At 53.4% G+C, this 19649-nt stretch carries 16 protein-coding genes; 10 read left to right on the top strand and 6 right to left on the bottom strand.

All coding sequences use genetic code 11. The features are described from left to right. Window positions 1-5: 5 nt before the first annotated feature. The gene (gene rlmKL / locus LJN55_RS07650) at window positions 6-2123 is read right to left on the bottom strand and encodes a bifunctional 23S rRNA (guanine(2069)-N(7))-methyltransferase RlmK/23S rRNA (guanine(2445)-N(2))-methyltransferase RlmL (protein WP_133841008.1); all 2118 of its coding nucleotides are present in this window, start codon (window positions 2121-2123) and stop codon (window positions 6-8) included. 132 nt (window positions 2124-2255) lie between these two features. Here rlmKL and LJN55_RS07645 point away from each other — a divergent pair, with 132 nt between their 5' ends. Then, window positions 2256-3365, top strand: coding sequence for a YcbX family protein (locus LJN55_RS07645; RefSeq protein WP_227535969.1), 1110 nt, complete (start codon window positions 2256-2258; stop codon window positions 3363-3365). A 16-nt stretch (window positions 3366-3381) separates the two neighbouring features. Here the strand turns inward: LJN55_RS07645 and LJN55_RS07640 are convergent, their stop codons facing one another. Beyond that, window positions 3382-3927, bottom strand: a complete 546-nt coding sequence (locus tag LJN55_RS07640; RefSeq protein WP_227535968.1) for a cell division protein ZapC — start codon at window positions 3925-3927, stop codon at window positions 3382-3384. 184 nt (window positions 3928-4111) lie between these two features. Further along, complete coding sequence (pyrD, locus tag LJN55_RS07635) at window positions 4112-5122, bottom strand: quinone-dependent dihydroorotate dehydrogenase (RefSeq protein WP_133841011.1); 1011 nt, start codon at window positions 5120-5122, stop codon at window positions 4112-4114. Between the two features lie 257 nt (window positions 5123-5379). On the opposite strand from pyrD, the gene ssuE reads away from it, so the two are divergent. From ssuE to ssuB, 5 genes are read left to right on the top strand one after another with little or no spacing between them, the layout of a single operon-like run. Then, the gene (gene ssuE / locus LJN55_RS07630) at window positions 5380-5931 is read left to right on the top strand and encodes an NADPH-dependent FMN reductase (RefSeq protein WP_133841012.1); all 552 of its coding nucleotides are present in this window, start codon (window positions 5380-5382) and stop codon (window positions 5929-5931) included. 14 nt (window positions 5932-5945) lie between these two features. After that, window positions 5946-6905: a sulfonate ABC transporter substrate-binding protein gene (locus tag LJN55_RS07625; protein ID WP_227535967.1), complete on the top strand. Its 960-nt coding sequence runs from the start codon at window positions 5946-5948 to the stop codon at window positions 6903-6905. 15 nt (window positions 6906-6920) lie between these two features. Then, entirely contained in the window at window positions 6921-8066 is a 1146-nt protein-coding gene (gene ssuD / locus LJN55_RS07620) for an FMNH2-dependent alkanesulfonate monooxygenase (protein WP_227535966.1), read from the top strand. A gap of 9 nt (window positions 8067-8075) precedes the next feature. Further along, the gene (ssuC, locus tag LJN55_RS07615; protein WP_133841015.1) at window positions 8076-8867 is read left to right on the top strand and encodes an aliphatic sulfonate ABC transporter permease SsuC; all 792 of its coding nucleotides are present in this window, start codon (window positions 8076-8078) and stop codon (window positions 8865-8867) included. Beyond that, window positions 8864-9652: an aliphatic sulfonates ABC transporter ATP-binding protein gene (gene ssuB / locus LJN55_RS07610; protein ID WP_227535965.1), complete on the top strand. Its 789-nt coding sequence runs from the start codon at window positions 8864-8866 to the stop codon at window positions 9650-9652. Before ssuC ends, ssuB begins: the two co-directional genes overlap by 4 nt. Before the next feature lie 57 nt (window positions 9653-9709). On the opposite strand, the gene pepN is transcribed toward ssuB, so the two are convergent. Next, entirely contained in the window at window positions 9710-12325 is a 2616-nt protein-coding gene (gene pepN, locus LJN55_RS07605; protein ID WP_227535964.1) for an aminopeptidase N, read from the bottom strand. 264 nt (window positions 12326-12589) lie between these two features. Between pepN and pncB the strand changes: the two genes are divergently transcribed. From pncB to LJN55_RS07585, 4 genes are all read left to right on the top strand, one after another. After that, entirely contained in the window at window positions 12590-13795 is a 1206-nt protein-coding gene (pncB, locus tag LJN55_RS07600) for a nicotinate phosphoribosyltransferase (protein WP_159337126.1), read from the top strand. A 226-nt stretch (window positions 13796-14021) separates the two neighbouring features. Beyond that, complete coding sequence (asnS, locus tag LJN55_RS07595; protein ID WP_133841019.1) at window positions 14022-15422, top strand: asparagine--tRNA ligase; 1401 nt, start codon at window positions 14022-14024, stop codon at window positions 15420-15422. Window positions 15423-15722: 300 nt separating this feature from the next. After that, window positions 15723-16832, top strand: a complete 1110-nt coding sequence (gene ompC / locus LJN55_RS07590; protein WP_320443519.1) for a porin OmpC — start codon at window positions 15723-15725, stop codon at window positions 16830-16832. 189 nt (window positions 16833-17021) lie between these two features. Next, window positions 17022-18212 carry an amino acid aminotransferase gene (locus tag LJN55_RS07585; RefSeq protein WP_227535963.1) on the top strand — a complete coding sequence of 397 codons (1191 nt, stop codon included), beginning with the start codon at window positions 17022-17024 and terminating at the stop codon, window positions 18210-18212. Window positions 18213-18312: 100 nt separating this feature from the next. On the opposite strand, the gene LJN55_RS07580 is transcribed toward LJN55_RS07585, so the two are convergent. Next, window positions 18313-18942, bottom strand: a complete 630-nt coding sequence (locus tag LJN55_RS07580) for an MBL fold metallo-hydrolase (protein WP_227535962.1) — start codon at window positions 18940-18942, stop codon at window positions 18313-18315. Window positions 18943-18984: 42 nt separating this feature from the next. Next, window positions 18985-19533, bottom strand: coding sequence for a YcbK family protein (locus LJN55_RS07575; RefSeq protein WP_133841022.1), 549 nt, complete (start codon window positions 19531-19533; stop codon window positions 18985-18987). Window positions 19534-19649 lie beyond the last annotated feature (116 nt).

Raw genomic sequence — 19649 nt, 5'->3', positions numbered from 1 at the left:
AAAACTTATTCCTTACCGGCGTGAGTGATCAGCCAGCAGTTGTGAATTTGACGATTACGGGCAAAATCCTGCGACTGTGTTTTCGCAGTGATTTCAGTAGCAGCCAGGCCAAGAGCTTCCAGGCCGGCAGAATCCATTTTGAAGCCGCGTTTATTGTTGGAGAACATTACGGTGCCCCCTTTACGCAGCAGACGCTTCAGATCTTTCATCAGATCAAGATGATCGCGCTGCACGTCAAAGCTCTCTTCCATACGCTTGGAGTTAGAGAACGTCGGCGGATCGATAAAGATCAGATCAAACTGTTCATCCGCATCACGCAGCCAGCTCAGGCAGTCTGCCTGCATCAGACGGTGCTGACGCCCGGACAAACCGTTGAGACGCATATTGCGCTCGGCCCATTCGAGATAGGTACGCGACATATCGATCGTAGTCGTGCTGCGCGCGCCTCCCAGACCAGCATGAACGCTGGCGCTGCCGGTGTAAGCAAACAGGTTCAGGAAGTCTTTCCCTTTACTCATCTGCCCCAGCATTTTGCGGGCAACACGGTGGTCGAGGAACAGGCCAGTGTCGAGATAGTCCGTCAGATTAACCCATAATTTGGCGTTAAACTCACCGACTTCAAAGAAATCGCCCTTCTCGCCCAGTTTCTGATACTGATTTTTTCCTTTCTGTTTTTCACGGGTTTTCAGCACCAGTCGGTTAGCCGGCAGTTCGAGCACGCTGAGGGTTGCGGCAATCACATCAAACAGGCGCTGACGCGCTTTGGCTGGCTCGATGGTTTTCGGCGCCGCATATTCCTGCACCACAACCCAGTCGCCGTAGCGGTCGACCGCCACATTGTAGTCGGGCAGATCGGCATCGTAGACGCGATAGCATTCAATCCCTTCCTGACGCGCCCATTTATCCAGTTTCTTGGTATTTTTGCGCAGACGGTTGGCGTAGTCTTCTGCCAACTGGCCCGCAGCGGCACCGGTCGGATTTTCCGCCAACTGGTAGTTTTTCTGCACGCAATCCAGCGGGCCGTTCTTCGCTTTAAACTGGCGGTCGGCTCGCAATTGCAGGCAGCTCAGCAGCTCTGGTGAAGCACTGAACAGAGACAGGTTCCAGCCACCAAAATGCGTTTTCATAATACGGCCCAGCTGGCCGTGCAGCGCAATCAACGCAGGTTCACTGTCCAGACGCTCGCCGTACGGTGGGTTACTCAGCACCGTCCCGGTCACTCCCTGCGCCAGCGGGTTGGTCAACTTCAGCACGTCCTGGGTCGTGAACTCAATGAGGTCAGTCAGCCCGGCGTTACGGGCGTTGGCGCGGGCACGTTCGATCACCCGGGAGTCATTATCATAGCCGTAGAACCGCGACGTGGTTTCCTCTAACCCTTTACGGGCGCGTTCGTGTGCTTCGCGCGTCACATCGCTCCACAGGGACTGATTAAACTGGCTCCAGCCCGTAAAGCCCCAGTGTTTACGTTGCAGTCCTGGCGCACGATCGCTGGCGATCATTGCGGCTTCAATCAGCAAGGTCCCGGAACCACACATCGGATCCACCAGCGGCGATCCCACCTGCCAACCGGATCGCTGCACGATGGCCGCTGCCAGGTTCTCTTTCAACGGAGCCTGACCCGTCTGTTGGCGATAGCCGCGCTGATGCAGGCCGTCCCCGCTCAGATCCAGGGCAATACTGGCCGTATCTTTATTCAACCAGACGTTAACGCGAATATCCGCCTGCTCGCGGTCAACATTCGGGCGCGGCAGGTTTTTACGGGTAAAGCTATCAACGATAGCGTCTTTCACTTTCAACGCGCCGTACTGGCTATTACGGATCACCTCATTCAATCCGCTGAAATGCACCACGAAGGTTTGGTCGCTGCCAAACATGGCTGGCCAGTCAATCGCCTGCACCCCGAGATAAAGATCGAGGTCGCTGTAAACGCCGCATTCGGTTAGCGGCAGGAGGATACGTGAAGCCAGTCGGCTCCACATCAGACTCTGATACATCAGACGATCATCGCCCTGGAAATGTACGCCGCCCTGGACCACCTGGCAGCCTTCGGCCCCCAGCGCTTCCAGTTCACTTTTTAACAGCTCTTCGAGCCCACGCGCCGTACTGGCAAACAGAGAATTCATAGCGTCACTTATCGTCATCAGAAATTGCTGCGCATTATAGCTAATCATGACGTCATGTCATAAAGTTAGCGTTTATTACTGCAAAAACCCTGTAAATAACAGGGTCCGCGGTGGGCGCAATGGAGAATCGCCATGATCAGTCTGTCTCGTTTATTTGTTCATCCGGTTAAATCAATGCGAGGGATGCAGGTTTCCCATGCGCAGGCGCTGAACAGCGGTCTGGCCTTCGACCGTATCTTTATGCTGACCGAACCCGATGGCACCTTTATTACCGCGCGGCAATATCCTGAAATGGTGCTGTTTACCCCGGCGCTGATCGTCGACGGACTGCACCTGAGTGCGCCGGATGGCAGCAGTGCGACCGTTCGCTTTGAGGATTTCCTCACGGCCCCTGCCCCAACCGAAGTCTGGGGTAGCCAGTTCACCGCGTTAATCGCCCCCGACACGATTAATCAATGGCTGAGTGATTTTTTCCCGCGCCAGGTCCAGTTACGCTGGGTCGGCCCGGAGATGACCCGCCGGGTAAAACGCTTTGACGAGGTTCCGTTAGGATTTGCTGACGGTTACCCGTTTCTGCTGGTCAATGAGGCCTCTTTGCACGATCTGCAACAACGTTGTCCGGCGGGGGTGAGAATGGAACAGTTTCGCCCCAACCTGGTGGTTAGCGGTGCGGGTGCATGGGCGGAAGATAGCTGGTCGTCATTACGTATCGGGGACATTATCTTCGATGTGCCGAAACCCTGTAGCCGCTGTGTATTAACCACCGTCAGCACACAATATGGTCGTAAACATCCCGGCGGCGAGCCACTGAATACCTTACAGGGGTTTCGCAGTGCGCTGGATGGAAGCGGTGATATTGATTTTGGCCTTAACCTGGTGGCTCGCAGCAGCGGCGTCGTTCGCGTGGGCGATAAAATTGAGGTGTTAACCAGCCATACGCCACGCGCTTACGGTGCAGGACGCGTAACAGAAACGCTGGAGGTTGCCACCGTTGCAGCCCGCGATGTGACCATCCACTGGCAGGGCCAGCATTTTACTGGTAACAATCAACAGGTATTGCTGGAACAGCTGGAGCTTCAGGGCATTAAAGTGCCTTATTCCTGCCGCTCAGGTATCTGCGGAAGTTGCAAAGTCACACTGGTCAGTGGGGAAGTGAAAGCGATGAAAAAAGGGGCGATACGTCAGGACGGCAGCGTATTAAGCTGTAGCTGTATTCCGGCGGGCGATGTGGTGCTGCGCTAATAGCAAGCGCGGTGACTTACACCGCGCGTGCGAAGCGAATACCATCTGCACTGGCGTGAGGAAGCAAGCGATCATGCATAATTTTAATCGCATCACCCAATACCATTCCACGACCAGCCACAGTTAACTGCGCCTGCGCCAGCAGGCACAGTGCGGCGCTGTCACCAGACTCTACCACCAGCAGACTTGCCGATTCACCGCTGTCAGAGACCTTGACGTTGACCAGTTCACCGTCAGCCGGACGCCAGTTTCCCTGATTATAGCTGTCAAAATGCCAGCTTTTAGGCATCAATGGTTTCAGGAAACGCGTGGCCACCAGCGCATTCAGCACCAGCTCAGCTCGCTGATCGGCATTCAATTGCGTATCACGGCAGCGTTCGTCAAAGGTGAAAAACAGTGCAGCATCATCAACACAGAAACCGGAAACATCAAAAGCATCAGGCGTTAACATTTTGCGCGGAAAGCGGGAACGAAATAACATACCGTCCGCCAGGTCGAGCATCATCCGGTCATGTTCTTCGTCGAAAAACCAACGCCAGTTATCGTCTGGTTTTATCCTCATGATGGTTCCTGTATTAATACTTAGTTACAAGTAGCCGGAAAAGCATATTCCCTTTCCGGAAACCAGAGGCTTCGTTAACGCTCTCAGCTCGCTCTGTAAAATTTGAATATTGTCTGAACAGCACAAAATATAAACGAGACAGCAGCGAAAATAAAGCCCCTGGCATATTTAACGCTAAATTAACCTAGAGATGAGTCACAATTTCTTTTATCAAAGGCGGACCTTTGTAAATAAATCCAGAATATATTTGCACCAGCGAAGCACCCGCCGTCATTTTTTCACGCGCCGAAACCAGTGAATCAATCCCACCAACGCCAATAATTGGGATGCGCCCCTGTAATTCCAGCGCCAGACGGCGAACGATTTCGGTACTGCGCAACTGTACCGGACGACCACTTAGCCCACCCGCTTCTTCCGCGTGCTTTAATCCTTTTACCAGCTCACGATCGAGGGTGGTATTGGTCGCAATCACGCCATCAATATTGTGGCGCACTAAACTGTCGGCCACCTGGATCAATTCTTCTTCAGAAAGATCCGGTGCGATCTTAACCGCCACAGGAACATATTTATGATGGATCTGTTGAAGATCGTTTTGACGGATTTTAATCGCCGCCAGCAAATCATCCAGCGCTTCGCCGTATTGTAAAGATCGTAAGCCTGGGGTGTTAGGTGAAGAGATATTGATGGCGATGTAGCCGGCATACGGATAAATCTTATCCATACAGGTTAAATAATCGTCTTTACCCTGCTCTACCGGGGTATCTTTATTCTTGCCAATATTAATGCCGAGGATACCGTCAAAATGGGCTTTTTTAACATTCTCTACCAGGTTATCAACGCCCATATTATTGAAGCCCATGCGGTTGATGATCCCTTCCGCTGCCACAATCCGGAACATACGCGGCTTATCATTGCCCGGCTGAGGGCGCGGCGTCACGGTACCAATTTCAATGGAACCAAACCCCATCGCACCAAATGCATCAATGCATTCGCCGTTTTTATCCAGACCAGCGGCCAGGCCCAGTGGATTCTTAAAGGTCAGTCCCATGCAGGTTACGGGCTTAAAAGGGAGCGACTGACGGATAAGACCCATCAGCGGGGTGCCGGAGATACGCTTCAACTGCTGCAAAGTCAGGTCATGCGCGCGCTCAGGATCGAGCTGAAACAGCGCCTTACGAACGAAAGGGTAATACATGGTCACTCCTGAGGTCCCGATGGAAAATCGGGGTCGTATTATCCGGGTTTCATGGGGTAAAGGGAAATGACCTGGCGCAAAAGCGGGCCTGAATCGACGGTTTTTTTACTTCATCAAGGCCGTTATGCCGCGCTATATGTGCAAACTGGCAAAAATATGCCGGATAAATCATTTAAGCGTCCAAACGCGCTCTGTCAGGATGAGCCATCGGTTCTTGAATTTCGTTTATCAATAACTTTTGGTTATAAGGAGAGGTTATGCGCGTTATTACTCTGGCGGGAAGCCCCCGTTTTCCTTCACGCTCCACCGCACTACTGACCATTTGCCAGCATGCGCTGGAAAAACGCGGCGTCGAGGTTATCCCGTGGAATCTGCATAACTTCAATCCCGAAGATTTATTGTATGCCCGCTTCGATTCCCCCGCCCTGCTGGCCTTAAAGGAAGACCTCGAATCGGCTGACGGGTTGATCGTCGCAACCCCTGTCTATAAGGCATCGTTTGCCGGGGCATTGAAAACGCTGCTTGACCTGCTGCCAGAACGTGCGCTGGAACATAAAGTGGTGTTACCGCTGGCAACAGGCGGCACCGTAGCCCATCTGCTGGCCGTCGATTACGCACTGAAACCCGTTCTGAATGCACTGAAAGCGCAGGAAGTGCTGCACGGGGTATTCGCTGACGATACGCAGATCAGCCATTACGACCGGACGCCTGAACTCTCTCCGATTCTGGCTGAGCGGCTGGCAGAGTCGATCGATACCTTCTGGCATGCACTTGCCCGCCGCCATCAACCTCTGGCTGCTGCCGTCTGAAAAGGTGACCGTCTATGACATTGTTTGCTCGCATATTTAGCACCCTGCTGATAACCGGGCTGCTGGCCAGCCAGGCGATTGCTGCTGAGGCCATCCCGGCCCCCGACCAGGTCCGTATTGGTTACCAGAAAGGCTCGGTCAGTATGGTGCTGGCGAAATCCCACCAGCTGCTGGAGAAGCGCTTCCCGCATACCACCATTAAATGGGTAGAGTTCCCTGCCGGGCCACAGATGCTGGAAGCATTAAACGTCAACAGCATTGACCTTGGCAGCACCGGCGACATCCCGCCGATTTTCGCTCAGGCCGCTGGCGCGGATCTGTTGTATGTCGGTTCCGAACCGCCAAAACCACGATCTGAAGTGATTCTGGTGCGTGAAGACAGTCCGTTGAAAACCGTGGCAGACCTGAAGGGCCATAAAGTGGCCTTCCAGAAGGGCTCAAGCTCCCACAATCTGCTGTTACGTGCATTAAAAGAGGCCGGACTGGGTTTCAATGATATTCAGCCTGCGTTTCTGACGCCTGCGGATGCCCGCGCCGCTTTCCAGCAGGGAGATGTTGACGCCTGGGCAATCTGGGATCCCTATTACTCTGCGGCCATCCAGCAGGGCGGCGTGCGCGTACTGAAAAATGGCGACACGTTAAATCTGACCGGCTCGTTCTACCTCGCAACTCGCCCGTTCACCGAAAAGAATGGCGTGTTTCTGCAACAGGTACTGGACACCTTCAGCCAGGCCGATGCCCTGACGCGCAGCCATCGTGAACAGAGCGTGGACCTGCTTTCAACGGCGATGGGTCTGCCAAAACCGGTGATCTCAACCTATTTCGATCATCGCCCGCCAACCGCCATTACCCTGGTCAGTGAGAAGACAGCAAAGGCTCAGCAGCAAACTGCCGATCTGTTTTACACCAGCAAGCTGATGCCGGTGAAAGTCGATATTTCCAGCCGCATCTGGCATGGCCCGTCAACCCATTGATTGAGGAATAACATAATGACTCTCTCCGTATTCTGGTTTCTTCCCACTCACGGTGATGGGAAATATTTGGGTACCAACGAAGGTGCACGCCCGGTGGATCATGCTTACCTGCAACAAATCGCGCAGGCTGCCGATCGCCTGGGATTTGGCGGAGTGCTAATCCCGACCGGCCGCTCCTGTGAAGATGCCTGGCTGGTTGCCGCCTCGCTGATCCCGGTCACCCAGCGTCTGCGCTTCCTGGTGGCACTGCGCCCCGGCGTGATCTCGCCCACGCAGGCTGCCCGTCAGGCAGCCACGCTCGACCGCCTCTCTAACGGCCGCGCACTGTTTAATCTGGTCACCGGTGGCGATGCGGAAGAGCTGGCGGGAGATGGCGTGTTCCTCGATCACCGTGAGCGCTATGCAGAGTCTGCCGAGTTTACCCGCGTATGGCGCCGCGTGCTGGAAGGCGAGACGGTTGATTACGAAGGGAAACATGTTCATGTGCGTGGCGCGCGTCTGATGTTTAAGCCGGTTCAGCAGCCCCGTCCGCCACTGTGGTTTGGCGGGTCGTCTGATGTCGCGCAGGATCTGGCTGCCGAACAGGTTGATGTCTATCTGACCTGGGGGGAACCGCCTGAGCAGGTCAAAGAAAAAATTGCTCAGGTACAGGCGAAAGCCGCCGCATTAGGGCGTAAAGTGCGTTTTGGTATTCGTCTGCATGTGATTGTGCGTGAAACCAATGAAGAGGCATGGCAGGCCGCTGACCGTCTGATCTCGCATCTTGATGATGCGACCATTGCCAAAGCGCAGGCCGCACTGGCGAAAACAGATTCTGTTGGCCAACAGCGAATGGCTGCCTTGCACGGTGGCAAACGTGACCAGCTTGAGATCAGCCCGAATCTGTGGGCAGGTGTGGGCCTGGTGCGTGGCGGTGCCGGAACCGCTTTAGTGGGCGATGGCCCGACGGTGGCAACCCGTATGCAGGAATATGCCGATCTCGGCATTGAGACCTTTATTCTTTCCGGCTATCCGCACCTGGAAGAAGCGTATCGCGTGGGCGAACTGCTGTTCCCACATCTGGATCTTAATGTCCCTTCGATCCCGCAACCGCAGGTCGTTCAGGCGCACGGGGAACATGTTGCGCATGATTTTGCCCCACAAAAAGTATCGCAAAGTTAGAGGTGGAGAATGAGTAAGACCCTTAATCGTATCGGCAATGGCCTGCTGCCCTGGGCGCTGCCGATCCTGCTGGTGGCGGTATGGCAGTTAGCCTCACAAATGGGCTGGCTTTCAACGCGCATTTTGCCGTCACCGGAAGCCATTGTGGTGACCTTCTGGAAGCTGTCTGCCAGCGGTGAGCTATGGCAACATCTGGCGATCAGCAGCTGGCGTGCGGCGATTGGTTTCAGCATCGGTGGATCGATTGGTCTGATACTGGGGTTAATCACCGGAATGTCACGTCTGGGTGAGCGCCTGCTCGATACCTCCGTGCAGATGCTGCGCAACGTCCCCCATCTGGCGCTGATCCCGCTGGTGATCCTGTGGTTCGGCATTGATGAATCGGCCAAAATCTTTCTGGTTGCGCTGGGGACGCTGTTCCCGATTTACCTGAATACCTACCATGGTATCCGTAATATCGATCGCGGGCTGGTGGAGATGGCACGCAGTTATGGTCTGTCTGGCTGGAGTCTGTTTATCCAGGTGGTGTTGCCTGGCGCCCTGCCCTCCATTATGGTCGGCGTGCGTTTTGCGCTGGGCCTGATGTGGCTGACCCTGATCGTTGCCGAAACCATTTCAGCCAACTCCGGCATCGGCTACCTCGCCATGAATGCCCGCGAGTTTTTGCAAACCGATGTGGTGGTGGTGGCGATTATTCTTTATGCCCTGCTGGGCAAACTGGCTGACGTCAGCGCTCAACTGCTGGAGCGTGTCTGGCTGCGCTGGCATCCAGCGTATCAACTAAAAGAGGAAAACGCATGAGCGAATTAAACACGTCTCCGGCGCGTCTTAATGCCGGTACGCCGCTGGTGATCAATGGTGTCAGCAAGCAATATAACCAGCGCACAGTACTGAATAACATCAACCTGCATATTCCCTCGGGCCAGTTTGTCGCCGTGGTGGGCCGCAGTGGCTGCGGTAAAAGCACCCTGTTACGACTGCTGGCCGGGCTGGAGAAAGCCAGCAGTGGCGAGCTGCTGGCCGGCAGTGCATCACTGAATGAAGCACGGGAAGATATTCGTCTGATGTTCCAGGATGCGCGCCTGCTGCCGTGGAAAAGCGTGATCGATAACGTTGGCCTTGGCCTGAAAGGCAAATCCTGGAAAGAACAGGCGCTGGCGGCGCTGGATGCCGTTGGTCTGGCAGATCGTGCCAAAGAGTGGCCTGCTGCGTTGTCCGGCGGGCAAAAACAACGCGTGGCATTGGCGCGAGCCCTGATTCATCGCCCGGGCTTGCTGCTGCTGGATGAGCCACTCGGTGCGCTGGATGCCTTAACCCGTATTGAGATGCAGGATCTGATTGAATCGCTTTGGCAACAGCATCACTTTACCGTGTTGCTGGTGACCCATGATGTCAGTGAAGCGGTAGCAATGGCTGACCGGGTTCTGCTGATTGAAGAAGGGAATATCGGACTGGACCTGCTGGTTGAGCTGCCACGTCCACGCCGTAAAGGCTCGGTCAAACTGGCGGAACTGGAAGCGGAAGTGCTCGACCGCGTGATGAAACGTTCACCCGTCCAACAGGACCGCCATTATGCACATGGCTAAAAAATAAAAATGGGCGAAGATATCGCCCATTTTTTTGTTTATCACTGACCGCTTTTATCAGGCGTTCAGTGCCTTGGTGATCTTCTCGAACAGATCGCCTGACAGCTTATCCAGCCCTTTCAACTGCTCCAGAGCCTGGCGCATCAGCGCCTGACGGCCTGCATCATAACGCTTGAGACGAATCAACGGCTCAATCATGCGTGCCGCGACCTGTGGGTTACGGGTATTCAGATCGCTAAGGATTTCGACCAGGAACTGATAACCGCTACCGTCTGCCGCATGGAATGCGGACGGATTCGCCGAAGCGAATGCACCAATCAACGAGCGGATACGGTTCGGATTACTCAGGGTAAACGAACGGTGGCTCAACAGTACTCGTACCTGTGCCAGCACATCCGCTGCCGGACTGGTCGCCTGCAGGGCAAACCACTTATCCATGACCAGACCATCCTGATGCCAGCGCTCATCGAAATCAGCGAACAGCGCCGTACGGCAAGGAAGCTGTGCGGCCATGGCAGCCGACAGAGCCGCCACGGTATCCGTCATGTTATTAGCATGGTGATACTGTGCGCTGACCAGCTTATCGGCTTGCGGCACATCCGCAAAGGCCAGGTAACTCAGGCAGACATTTTTCAACGACCGCTTGCCGATATCCGCGTGTTCAATGCGATACTCCGGGGTCTGGCTGGCGTAATACACCGCCAGCAGCTCATCTTCCAGCTCGGTTGCCAGCGTGCGAACCAGCGCCTCACGCACAACAGCATTTGCCTGCGGGTCAATGATGTCGAACAGCTCGGCAATCTCATTCTCACCCGGCAGCGACAGTATCAACGCCATCAGGGCAGGATCGCTGGACTCAGAGAGCAACACCGCACGGAAGGCATCCGCAACGTGCAAGGGTAGCGACAGCGGTTGCCCCTGCTGCTGGCGGGCCACGTTAATTTTGATGTAGTTCGCCATCAGACTTTGTGCCGCATCCCAGCGGGCAAAATCATTGCGTGCGTGCTGCATCAGGAAGGTTAACTGCGCATCGCTCCAGTTGTAGTCCAGTTTCACCGGCGCAGAGAATTCACGCAGCAGGGAAGGCACAGGCTGGAAGTAAACCTTATCAAAGACGAAGGTCTGGAAAGACTCGGTGACATTGAGTACATGATGCACCGGATGGCCATTGTGCTGTAACGGAATGACCTGCCCCTCCCCATCGTACAGTTCAATATCCAGCGGGATATGCAGCGGCAGCTTCTCTTTCTGATCGGCGGTTGGCGGCGTCATCTGTGTCACGTGCAACGTGTACTGTTCCAGCTCAGGATTGTAGTCATCACGGATGGACAACACGGGCGTACCCGACTGGCTGTACCAGCGGCGGAACTGTGACAGGTCAACATTGGAAGCATCCTCCATCGCCTGAACAAAGTCATCACAGGTCGCTGCACTGCCATCATGGCGCTCGAAGTAGAGCTGCATGCCTTTCTGGAAGTTTTCTTCGCCAAGCAAGGTGTGCAACATGCGGATCACTTCAGACCCCTTCTCATACACCGTCAGGGTGTAGAAGTTGTTCATCTCGATCACCTGCTCAGGGCGGATCGGGTGCGCCATCGGGCTGGCATCTTCAGCAAACTGTGAACCGCGCATCACACGCACGTTATCAATGCGGTTGACCGCACGCGAACCGAGGTCAGAACTGAACTCCTGATCGCGGAACACCGTCAGTCCTTCTTTCAAACTGAGCTGGAACCAGTCGCGGCAGGTGACGCGGTTACCGGTCCAGTTGTGGAAGTATTCATGACCGATAACCGCCTCAATCCCGAGATAGTCTTTATCGGTGGCGGTTTCCGCTTTGGCCAGCACGTATTTGGAGTTAAAGACATTCAGCCCTTTATTCTCCATCGCCCCCATATTGAAGAAGTCGACGGCGACAATCATAAAGATATCGAGATCGTACTCCAGGCCGAAACGCTCTTCATCCCACTTCATACTGTTTTTCAGCGAGGTCATCGCCCAGTCAGCACGGTCAAGGTTGCCCCGATCAACGAAGATTTCCAACGCGACATCACGGCCGGAACGGGTGGTGAAGCTGTCGCGCAGCACGTCGAAATCACCGGCCACCACGGCAAACAGGTAACAAGGTTTCGGGAATGGATCCTGCCACTTAACCCAGTGGCGGCCATCTTCCATATGCCCGGCATCAACGCGATTACCATTTGAAAGCAGGAAGGGATAGTGCTTCTGCTCTGCAATAATGGTGGTGGTAAAACGCGCCAGCACGTCGGGACGGTCGAGATACCAGGTAATATGGCGGAAACCTTCCGCTTCACACTGGGTACATAGTGCTTCGCCTGATTTGTACAGACCTTCAAGCGCGGTGTTTTTATCCGGATGAATGTCATTGACGATTTTTAACGTGAAGGACTCAGGCAGCTGTTGTAACACCAGTGCCCCTTCTTCCTGCCGATAGTGCGGCCAGGGCTGATCGTCGACATGTAACGAGATCAGCGTCAGGTCTTCGCCATCCAGGCGCAATTCGGCGCCACTGGCTCCCAACCGTTTAATCTGGCTGACGGCGATGACCTGGGTGGTACTGGCATCAAGATTAAACGTCAAATCAATGTCGGTAATAGTGTAGTCAGGCGCACGATAATCATGGCGATTTTTGGCTTGTGGCAGTTGCGTCATAAGTCCTTCTCACGTCGATAATTAGTTAACCTTTTCAAGTCTATTCCTGTTATCACCAGGTTGCCACGTTGAATCACTGCCAATTGCGGCCTTTGCCATAAAAGAAGACATTTCATTAACAATCGCACGTATTTACCTCGACCTCTCAGCCTGAATTGTGCTGTGATTGGGTTCACTAAATATCTATTCGGGTTATACTCCTGCGACTTTTTCTTCATTTGAACCAGGGATAACGCTCTTCGCCAGAGGATGCTGAAACGCACCATGACACGACACGCTTCCCCGATTTTGACTACGCTGCTCGATACCGATGCCTACAAACTCCATATGCAGCAGGCAGTATTCCATCGTTATTACGATGTGACTGTGGCCGCCGAGTTTCGCTGCCGGGGTGACGACATGCTGGGTATTTATGTTGATGAAATACAGCAACAAATCGAAACCATGTCCGCATTAACGCTGACCGAAGATGAATTCACTTATCTCTCTGGCCTGCCGTTTTTCACCCCGGATTATCTCAACTGGCTGCGCAGTTACCGCTATGACCCCGCTCAGGTTCGCGTGCGCAATCACCAGGGAAAACTGGATATCCGCATCAGCGGGCCGTGGCGTGAAGTGATTATGTGGGAAGTGCCGCTGCTGGCGCTGATCAGCGAAGTGGTGCATCGCCATCGTTCACCGCAGGTCACGCCGGAAATGGCTGTGAGTCAGTTGAAGAGTAAACTGGCACAGTTTAAAGCGCTGACCGCCGATCTCGATATGTCGCGTTTTCGTTTGATGGATTTCGGCACGCGTCGCCGTTTCTCACACGATGTTCAGCTGGCGATCGTCAGTACGCTGAAACAGGATTTCCCGTGGCTGGTTGGCTCCAGTAATTACGAGATGGCACGTCAGCTGGATATCATGCCGGTGGGCACCCAGGCACACGAGTGGTTCCAGGCCCACCAGCAGCTTAGCCCGGTGCTGGCTAACTGCCAGCGCGCCGCACTGCAATCCTGGCTTGAAGAGTACCCGGACCAGTTAGGTATTGCCCTGACAGACTGTATTACTATGGATGCCTTCCTGCGTGATTTCGGCCTTGAGTTTGCCAGCGCTTATCAAGGACTGCGCCACGACTCTGGCGATCCGCTGGAATGGGGTGAAAAAGCCATCGCACATTATCAACAGCTGGGTATCGACCCGCTAAGTAAAACGCTGGTATTTTCCGACAACCTCGATCTGGAAAAAGCGGTGGAGCTTTACCGCCATTTCGGTCAGCGTATTAATGTTATTTTCGGCATTGGTACCCGCCTGACCTGCGATATTCCTCAGGTTAAACCGCTTAATATCGTGATTAAGCTGGTGGAGTGTAACGGCAAACCCGTTGCTAAACTGTCGGACAGTCCGGGTAAAACCATTTGCCAGGATAAAGCCTTTGTTCGCGCCCTGCGCAAAGCCTTCGACCTGCCGCTGGTCAAAAAAGCCAGCTAGCATCACTGGCCGACCGAAACAGAAGGTCGGCCACTCCGCTTTATGCCTGTCTTAATTTATAGGAATACCTCAGGGGTCGGCACACGTGTCGGCCCCAGATTCCCTCTTCTTCTAAAGAAATCTGCCTTTATTGCCGGAATTTCGCTTGTTTATCATCGCCCGGCAAGTAACATAGCAAGACCCTAAATTCGGGGTAATTCATTCAGATTAATAGTGAGAGACTTATATGAGCGTTGTGCCTGTAGCGGATGTACTGCACGGCCGGGTCGCGGTTGACAGCGAAGTCACCGTACGTGGTTGGGTGCGTACACGAAGAGATTCAAAAGCCGGTATTTCCTTTATCGCCGTTTATGACGGTTCCTGCTTTAATCCCGTTCAGGCTGTCGTTAATAATTCTCTGAATAATTATCAGGAAGAAGTATTGCGCCTGACTACCGGCTGTTCGGTGGTTATTACCGGCAAAGTGGTTGAATCTCCGGGTGAAGGTCAGAGTTTTGAAATTCAGGCCACCCACGTGGAAGTCATCGGCTGGGTTGATGACCCGGATACTTACCCAATGGCCGCTAAGCGCCACAGCATTGAATATCTGCGTGAAGTGGCCCACTTGCGCCCGCGTACCAATCTGATTGGCGCAGTCGCCCGTGTGCGCCATACGCTGGCACAGGCACTGCACCGTTTCTTCGATGAGCAGGGCTTCTTCTGGGTGTCCACGCCGCTGATTACCGCGTCCGATACCGAAGGCGCGGGTGAAATGTTCCGTGTATCGACGCTCGATCTGGAAAATCTGCCGCGCACGCCGGAAGGTAAAGTTAATTACGACGAAGATTTCTTCGGCAAAGAAGCGTTTCTGACCGTATCAGGTCAGCTTAATGGCGAGACCTATGCCAGCGCGATTTCCAAAATCTACACCTTTGGCCCAACCTTCCGTGCGGAAAACTCCCACACCAGCCGTCACCTGGCGGAATTCTGGATGCTGGAGCCGGAAATGGCCTTCGCCAACCTGGAAGATAACGCTGCCCTGGCAGAAGCAATGCTGAAGTACGCGTTTAAAGCGGTACTTGAAGAGCGCGCTGATGATATGGCCTTCTTCGCCGAGCGCGTAGACAAAGATGCCATTTCGCGCCTCGAGCGTTTTGTGACTACCGATTTCGCGCAGGTGGATTACACCGAAGCTGTCGAGATCCTGCTGGCGTCAGGTCAGACGTTTGAAAACGCCGTCTCCTGGGGTATTGATCTCTCCTCTGAGCACGAACGTTATCTGGCAGAGAAACACTTTAAAGCACCGGTGGTGGTGAAGAACTACCCGAAAGATATCAAAGCTTTCTATATGCGTTTGAACGACGATGGCAAAACCGTTGCCGCGATGGATGTTCTGGCACCAGGAATTGGTGAAATCATTGGTGGTTCTCAGCGTGAAGAGCGTCTGGATGTGCTGGATGCGCGTCTGGCCGAAATGGGCCTGAATAAAGAAGATTACTGGTGGTACCGCGACCTGCGTCGTTACGGTACGGTCCCACATTCAGGTTTCGGATTAGGTTTCGAACGATTAATCGCCTATGTCACCGGTGTACAAAATGTAAGGGATGTTATCGCCTTCCCACGTACCCCACGCAACGCGACGTTCTGATTTCTGCATTAAATATAAGAAATTCATATATATACTAAGGTCAGCCTCGCTGGCCTTTTTTTATTTTTGTAAATTTAGAGTTGGTTCACAAAGTTCCGTAAATTTTACATTTTGTAATACATATTTTCTCTTTGTTACCAGAATAAGAGATTAGTAGCATTTTCGGGCTAGATTAACCAGGCTGCGAATGGAAAGATGCGTGCAGACACAGGAAGACACCAAACTCTCATCTTGGTTCTGTAAAGAATTATTGACGGCAGTGGCAGGTGTCCAAATAACTCCAATGAGGGTAATAACAAAATGATGAAGCGCAACATTCTTGCAGTAGTGATCCCAGCACTGTTGGCTGCTGGTGCCGCTAACGCAGCAGAAATCTATAACAAAGATGGCAACAAACTGGACCTGTACGGTAAAGTTGATGCGCGTCACACTTTCACTAACAGCAACGGTGCTGACGGTGATGCATCTTATGTTCGTTTCGGCTTCAAAGGTGAAACTCAGATTAACGACCAGCTGACCGGTTACGGCCAGTGGGAATACAACATCCAGGCTAACGTTGCAGAAAACCAGGGCACCGAAGGCTCTAAAACTCGCGTTGGCTTCGCCGGTCTGAAATTCGGTGAGTTCGGTTCATTCGACTACGGCCGTAACTACGGTGTAGGCTACGATCCACTGGCATGGACCGACGTGCTGCCAGTATTCGGTGGCGACACCGGTATCTCTGACAACTTCATGGTTGGTCGTTCTAACGGTCTGGCAACTTACCGTAACAGTAACTTCTTCGGTCTGGTTGACGGTCTGGACTTCGCTCTGCAATACCAGGGCAAAAATGAAGACAGCGCTGACGGCCGTGATGCCGGTGACGCGAATGGTGACGGCTGGGGTTCTTCTGTAACCTACACCTCTCCAGTGGGCGTAGCAGTAACTGCAGCTTACACCAAGTCTGACCGTACCAATGGCCAGCAGGCTGCATTCTTCGGCAATGGCAGCAAGTCAGCTGAAGCATGGTCTACTGCGGTTAAATATGACGCGAACAACGTTTACCTCGCAGCCATGTACGGTGAAACCCGTAACTCTACCTGGGTCACCGCCAAAGTGAATGGCGTTACTGTAGCTGACGGTGCAGTGAATAAAGAGCAGAAATTCGAAGCTGTGGCACAGTACCAGTTTGATTTCGGTCTGCGTCCATCCCTGGCATACGTACAGGATAAAGCGAAAGATATCGAAGGTGGTGTCGGCGACGTAGACCTGTACAAATATATTTCTGTAGGCTCTTACTACTACTTCAACAAAAACATGTCCACCTATGTTGATTACAAAATCAACTTGGTTGACGCAACTGATGAAACCCGCCTTCTGGGTGTGAACACTGACAACACCGTTGGTGTTGGCCTGGTGTACCAGTTCTAATTGCCATTTAATCGCGACTCCGGTCGCGATTAAAAGTGCATCAAAAAGGGGCTTCGGCCCCTTTTTTGTTTTTCTCCCTTCCCCACTCGCTTTCTGCTGTTTTTTTGATGCAAACGGTTGGTAATTTGCCACTTGTGGCGGTAACCTGAGTCCTCACTTCGCTTTAGACTAAGCTAACGGACTTCGACTATGTTTGAACGTATTGCAGCTGCACCCGCCGACCCTATTCTTGGTTTAGCCGATCTGTTCCGCGCTGATGACCGCACAAATAAGATCAACCTCGGTATTGGCGTGTATAAAGATGAAACCGGCAAAACGCCGGTACTGACCAGCGTGAAAAAGGCTGAACAGTATCTGCTGGAAAACGAAACCACCAAAAACTATCTCAGCATTGATGGTATCGCCGATTTTGGCCGCTGCACCCAGGCGCTGTTGTTCGGAGCAGACAGCGCCCTTATCAGCAACCATCGTGCACGTACCGCACAGACGCCTGGTGGTACTGGTGCTCTGCGCGTAGCCGCCGATTTCATCGCCACCCAGACCAGCGCTAAACGCATCTGGGTGAGCAACCCAAGCTGGCCAAACCACAAAAATGTCTTTGCCGCTGCCGGCCTGGAAGTGTGTGAATACAACTACTACGATGCTGCACAGCATGCGCTGGACTTTGACGGCTTGCTAAACAGCCTGAGCGCTGCGCAGGCGGGTGATATCGTTCTGTTCCATGGCTGCTGCCACAACCCAACCGGCATTGACCCAACGGCCGCTCAGTGGGCCCAGCTGGCTGAACTGTCACTGGCGAAAGGCTGGTTACCGCTATTCGACTTTGCCTATCAGGGCTTTGCCCGTGGTCTGGAAGAAGATGCCGAAGGCCTGCGTGCGTTTGCTGCCAGCCATCAGGAACTGATTGTATGCAGCTCGTACTCTAAAAACTTCGGCCTCTACAATGAGCGCGTCGGTGCTTTCACGCTGGTCGCTGCTGATGCAGCCATCGTGGATACCGCCTTCAGCCAGGTGAAAGCCACCATTCGTGCCAACTACTCCAACCCACCCGCACACGGTGCAGCCGTCGTCGCCACCATTCTCGGCAACAGCGCGCTGCGTGCCTTGTGGGAGCAGGAGCTGACCAGCATGCGCGAGCGTATTCAGCGTATGCGTCAGCTGTTTGTGAATACCCTGCAAGAGAAAGGCGCGAAAGGCGATTTCAGCTTTATCATCGATCAGAATGGGATGTTTTCATTCAGCGGCCTGACGAAAGATCAGGTTGTGCGCCTGCGAGATGAGTTTGGCGTCTACGCGGTAAATTCGGGCCGTGTGAACGTGGCGGGGATGACACCTGACAATATGTCTCCACTGTGTGAAGCCATCGTCGCGGTTTTGTAATTTAGCCGGTGGGTCTTTCGTTGCCCCACTGCTGAACATTATCGCGATCAAAAAAGCCTGCTTAAGCAGGCTTTTTTATGGCACCAATGCCGAGATGCGATTATTGCAGGAACGGATTACTGATTCGTTCACGCCCCAGCGTCGACATCGGTCCGTGGCCTGGAATGAAGGTGACGTCATCCCCCAGTGGCAACAGTTTGTTATGAATAGAGGCTATCAGGTCGCTGTGGCTGCCCTGGGGGAAATCAGATCGTCCTACCCCGCCACTGAAAATCACATCGCCAGAGACCAGCAGCCGCCCTGCACGGTCAAAGAACACAATGTGTCCCGGCGTATGCCCCGGGCAAAGCAGCACTTCCAGAGAGGTCTGCCCTACCTGCACAGTCTCACCCTCTTCCAGCCAGCGATCGGGGACCAGGGGAGGACATTCGGCAAAACCAAACATCTGGCTTTGTGTCGGCAGGCTATCAAGCCAGAATTTATCGGCTTTATGTGGCCCTACAATCGGTAGAGAATAATGTGCGGCCAGTTCAGCAGCGGCACCGACATGGTCAAGGTGACCGTGCGTCAGCAGTAATTGGGTCAGGTTAACACCCAGCGCAGCCACTTCACGTTTAATTGTCTCTGCGTCGCCACCCGGATCCACCAGCGCAGCTTCATTTGATTCCGTACACCAGATCACCGAACAATTCTGCGAGAACGCAGTGACCGGGATAATATGATAGTCCATAACTCTCCGTTACCGGTCACCACAGGGTGCCGGAATTTCGTTTTACCAGTTCCGAACCGGCCCGGTATCAATATGCACAAAGTTACTACTTGGGTAGTATCCTACACCACCCGCCCGCAGCGAAAGTGCGGCTTTGCGTATATTGCTTAACGAAATTCCTTCAATGTGGAAATCCATCGCCTGCCCCAGCGTGTGGTAGCTATGTTTCGCTACACCACGGGTATGCGACCGTAATGAGTTATTGGTGCCGAGAGAACGGTAGCCAGAGATTAGCTGCACCGGTTTACGACTATCGAGCAGCGATTGCAGACGGAAGAGTTGGTCAAAAAGATGGGGATCGATGCTTTTACTTTTATTGGCCCGGTAGTCACGGAAGAAATGATTCAGTCGTGCCAGTTCATCCTTGTCATAGCTTTTACCGTTAAAAAATTCCGTTTTAAGGTTTTCGCCGGTATTGAGATTATTAAGCGTTAATACACGCGGGCGGGAAGTTGAAAGCGAGGCGAAGGCCTGCCCGGGGAGCAATGCCACACCGAGCGCCGCGCCGCCTAACGTCAGCCACTTACGGCGATGAGAGTCGAATTTATCCATGAATCAGTATTACCCAGCTAAAGAATTCGGAACAGTGCACTAATTACACCGTTTTGAACCTTACCGGGGGAGAATACCTACGTCAACCCAACAAAAGTAAAACCGGCGCAAAGATT

The sequence above is a fragment of the Erwinia rhapontici genome, assembly GCF_020683125.1.
In the GTDB taxonomy this organism is placed as follows: domain Bacteria; phylum Pseudomonadota; class Gammaproteobacteria; order Enterobacterales; family Enterobacteriaceae; genus Erwinia; species Erwinia rhapontici.
This window is presented reverse-complemented; position numbering and strand designations above follow the sequence as displayed.